Origin of the sequence: Kineococcus arenarius subsp. arenarius, from assembly GCF_050871845.1 — a bacterium.
GTDB lineage: Bacteria > Actinomycetota > Actinomycetes > Actinomycetales > Kineococcaceae > Kineococcus.
This window is the reverse complement of record NZ_JBJLSE010000165.1, coordinates 1-3,857: the sequence shown is the minus strand read 5'-3', so window position 1 is coordinate 3,857 and position 3,857 is coordinate 1. Positions and strand designations below refer to the sequence as shown.

Below are 3,857 nucleotides of genomic sequence, written 5' to 3'. Positions count from 1 at the left end.
CCTAGATCACGTGGCCCCCAGGGGCGACACCCCAAATATATTAGACTTTTCGGCCCCCCCCCCCCCGCCCCGGCGGGCCCGGCGGCGCGGCGGCCCCCCCCGGCGGGTGCCGCGGGCTCAGGCTGCGGCGCGGGGGGTGGCCGGCGCGGCGGGCTCGGCGCCGTCGGTCACGGCCGTGGCGGCGGCTTCCACGGTCTCCACGGCACCCGTGGCCCGCAGGCGGGCCAGGCGCCGCACCGCGGCGGCGCCCCAGGTCAGCGCCAGCAGCAGGGCGGCGACCGCCTCGGGCCAGCGCAGCGCCACGGCGGAGGCGGCGCTCGCCGCGAGCAGCGCGACGGCGAGGACGGCGTCGCCGATCCCGGTCCAGCGTCGGTCCACCACGACCTCCCTCGTCACGTGCGGGTGGTGCTCCTGCTCCTACCCCCACTGTACGTCGACAAACGGTTTTCGGTGCGCCGAAATCTCGTGCCGCCCGCGCGCCCGTCCCCGCGCGGGGACTCAGGTGGCAAGCTGACCCCGTGCTCCGCCCCGCCACCCCGGCCGCCGAGGACTGCCTGAAGGCGGTCTACGCCGCGGGGGAGTGGTCGGACGAGAAGATCACCCTGTCCAGGCTGGCCCAGGCCCTGGGCGTGTCGCCCTCCACCGCCTCCGAAGCCGTGCGCAAGCTCACCGACGCCGGGCTCCTGCGCCACGAGCGCTACGGCGGCGTGGAGCTCACCGACGCCGGGCTCGCCCAGGCCCTCGGCGTGGTGCGCCGCCACCGGCTCGTCGAGACCTTCCTCGTCGCCGACCTCGGCTACTCCTGGGACGAGGTCCACGAGGAGGCCGAGGTCCTCGAGCACGCCGTCTCCGACCGGATGCTCGACCGCCTCGACCGGCGCCTGGGCCACCCCGAACGCGACCCGCACGGCGACCCCATCCCGCGCCCGGACGGCACCGTCCCGCGCCCCGGGGCGCACAGCCTGGCCGACCTGCCCGAGGGCGCCGCCGGGTCGGTGGCCCGCATCTCCGACGCCGACCCCGACGTGCTGCGCTACTTCGCCGACCTCGGCATCGGCCTGGACCTGCGGGTGCGCGTCCTCAAGCGCCGGGAGTTCGCCGGCACCACCGTCGTGCGCCTGGGCGAGGGGCCCGGCGCGCGCGAGGTCGACCTCGGCGACCCGGCCGTGGCCGCGATCTGGGTCCTGCCCGCCCGGTGAGCGCGCACCCGCACGGCCCGGCGCACGAGCCGGCCCCCCGCCACGGCGCCGGCGACCCGGCGGGCTCGGTGCGCGACGCGCACGGTCGCCTGCAGGCCCCCAAGACCCGCGACGTCACCGTCGTGGGCAGCGTCAACGCCGACCTGGCCATCGCCCTGACCGCGCTGCCGCCCGCCGGGCAGACCGTCCGCGGCGCCGACGCCGTGCGCGGCCCGGGCGGCAAGGGCGCCAACCAGGCCGTCGCCGCCGCCCGGCTGGGCCGCAGCACCGCGATGGTCGCCGCCGTCGGCGACGACGCCGACGGCCGCGCGCTGCGCGCCGCGCTGGCCGCCGAGGGCGTGGACGTCGCGCACGTCACCGCGGTGGACGCGCCCACCGGCGTCGCCGTCGTCCTCGTGCACGGCGGGGAGTCCACGATCGTGCTGAGCCCCGGTGCCAACGACCACCTCGACGCCGCGCGCGTGCGGGCCGCCGCCGAGGTGGTCAGCGGCGCCCGCGCGGTGCTGCTGCAGTGCGAGGTGCCCGACGCCGCCCTGCTGGCCGCCGCCGGCCTGTGCACCGGGCTGCTCGTGCTCAACCCCGCCCCCGCGCGCCCGCTGCCGGCGGAGCTGCTGCGGCGCACCGACCTCCTGGTGCCCAACGCCGGCGAGCTGGCCGTCCTGGCCGGGCAGGACGTCGCCGCCGACGTCGACGGCCTGGTGCGCCAGGCGCGCGCGGTGCGCCCCGACGGCACCACGATCGTCACCCGCGGTGCGCTCGGCTGCGTCGTCGTCACCCCCGCCGGGGCCGCCGAGGTGCCCGCCGAGCCCGCCGACGCGGTGGACGCCACCGCCGCCGGCGACAGCTTCGCGGCAGCCGTCGTGGACGCCCTGCTGGGCGGGGCGGGGCTGGTGGACGCCGCGCGCTGGGCGGTGCGGGTGGCGGCGGTGACGGTGGCCCGGGCGGGGGCCGCCGCGTCGCTGCCGCGCCGCCAGGAGATCGAGCAGGACCAGACCGAGCAGGACCGGGACGAGCGGGAGGTGGCGCGGTGAGCGTCGGGTGGGGTTTCGTGGGCACGGGCGGCATCGCCCGCACGGTGGCGCGGGCGCTGGAGCTCGCCGACGGCGGGGAGCTCGTGGCGGTGTGCTCGCGCGGCGCTGACCGGGCTCGGGCCTTCGCCGACGAGCACGGCGCCGCGGGCGCGTACGACGACGTGGCGGCCCTCCTGGCCGACCCGGCCGTCGACGCGGTGTACGTGGCCACCACCCACCCGCAGCACCACGCGCCGGCCCGGGCGGCGCTGCTGGCCGGCACTCCCGTGCTGGTGGAGAAGCCGATGACCGTCACCGCCGCCGCCACCCGCGACCTGGTCGCCACCGCCCGCGAGCGCGGCGTGTTCTGCATGGAGGCGTACTGGACGCGGTTCCTGCCGCTGACGCGCGAGCTGCTGGACGTGGTGGCCTCCGGCGCGATCGGCGAGGTCCTGTCGGTGCACGCCGACCTGGGCTTCCCCGCGCCGGAGTCGGCGCGGCGCTTCCACGACCCCGCCATCGGCGGCGGCTCGCTGCTGGACCTGGGCCCCTACCCGGTCGGGCTGGCGCTGACGCTGCTGGGCACGCCCAGCGCGGTGCGGGCCGCGGGCTCGCTGACGCCGTCGGGCGTGGACCGGCAGGTGGCGCTGGCGCTGTCGTGGGAGTCCGGGGCGGTGGCGGCGCTGTCCACGACGATCGCCGCGCACGCCTCCTCGCGCGCCTGGATCGAGGGGGACGCGGGCTGGATCGACGTGGACGCGCCCCTGCACTCCGGCCGCCGCTTCACCGTGCACCGCCGGGGCGAGGGCGCCGGCGAGCCCGAGGTGCGTGAGAACCCCGTCGAGCACGGGCACCGGTTCATGCTGGAGCACGTGCACGAGTGCCTGGCGGCGGCGCGCACCGAGAGCCCGCTGGTGCCGCTGGACTTCTCGGTGGACCTGGCGGACGTGTTCGAGCAGGCGCTGCGGCAGGTGGGTGCGGCGCGCGCCGACGAGCTGGGCTGAGCGGCCGCCCCGCGGGTCCACCCGGACGCGCCACCCGGACGCGTCACCCGGACGGACGTTGCTCCGTCCGGGTGACGGGAGCTCAACCCGATCCCCGCCCTTGAGACACTCGACGTGACAGAACATCGACACCGAGTGAGCTGGAGGCGATCGTCGTGCGGATCGGATCGGTGACCACCCCCGTGGCGGTGCGCAGCACCGTCCGCCCCGAGGCGCTCGCGAACGTCACGCCCGTGCAGCGCATCACCCCGGACTACGTCCACGAGGACCCGCTGGACGAGCTGACGTTCTCCGACCGGACCCTCATCGCCCACCTGTACGGCCCCTCGCTCGACCTCGACGAGCTGGAGGGCACCCCCGTCGCGCAGCTCGCCGCGGAGATCAACCGCGAGCGCCGGGCCGGCACCGTGCCCGCCGAGCGGGACCTGACCGCCGACGACGTGCGCCGCATCATCGGCCGGCTCACCCTCACCAGCCCGCGCCCGGTGCCCGTGGACGTGCAGCTGCGCCTGATGACGTTCCTCGGCGCGGGCGGCGAGCGCCACCTCGACGTCGTGCTCTGACGTCCGCCGCCCCGCGTCCCCACCCCGGGGGGGGGGGGGGGGGGGGGGGGCGTGGAGGGGGTGGGGGGGGGGGGGGGGGGG

5 protein-coding genes are annotated in these 3,857 nt (G+C 78.0%); 4 read left to right on the top strand and 1 reads right to left on the bottom strand.

Going from position 1 to position 3,857, the window contains the following annotated elements:
* Nucleotides 1-117: 117 nt before the first annotated feature.
* Nucleotides 118-378, bottom strand: coding sequence for a hypothetical protein (locus tag ACRYM0_RS20500; protein ID WP_432507697.1), 261 nt, complete (start codon nt 376-378; stop codon nt 118-120).
* A gap of 140 nt (nt 379-518) precedes the next feature.
* On the opposite strand from ACRYM0_RS20500, the gene ACRYM0_RS20495 reads away from it, so the two are divergent.
* The 4 genes from ACRYM0_RS20495 (at nt 519) to ACRYM0_RS20480 (ending at nt 3,776) form a co-directional block, all read left to right on the top strand.
* Nucleotides 519-1,199, top strand: a complete 681-nt coding sequence (locus ACRYM0_RS20495; RefSeq protein ID WP_432507696.1) for a metal-dependent transcriptional regulator — start codon at nt 519-521, stop codon at nt 1,197-1,199.
* The gene (locus ACRYM0_RS20490) at nt 1,196-2,230 is read left to right on the top strand and encodes a ribokinase (RefSeq protein ID WP_432507695.1); all 1,035 of its coding nucleotides are present in this window, start codon (nt 1,196-1,198) and stop codon (nt 2,228-2,230) included. The genes ACRYM0_RS20495 and ACRYM0_RS20490 overlap by 4 nt, the downstream gene beginning before the upstream one ends.
* The gene (locus ACRYM0_RS20485) at nt 2,227-3,213 is read left to right on the top strand and encodes a Gfo/Idh/MocA family protein (RefSeq protein ID WP_432507694.1); all 987 of its coding nucleotides are present in this window, start codon (nt 2,227-2,229) and stop codon (nt 3,211-3,213) included. Before ACRYM0_RS20490 ends, ACRYM0_RS20485 begins: the two co-directional genes overlap by 4 nt.
* A 170-nt stretch (nt 3,214-3,383) precedes the next feature.
* A complete protein-coding gene (locus ACRYM0_RS20480) occupies nt 3,384-3,776 on the top strand; it encodes a hypothetical protein (RefSeq protein ID WP_432507693.1) in 393 nt (130 codons plus the stop codon).
* Nucleotides 3,777-3,857: the final 81 nt, after the last annotated feature.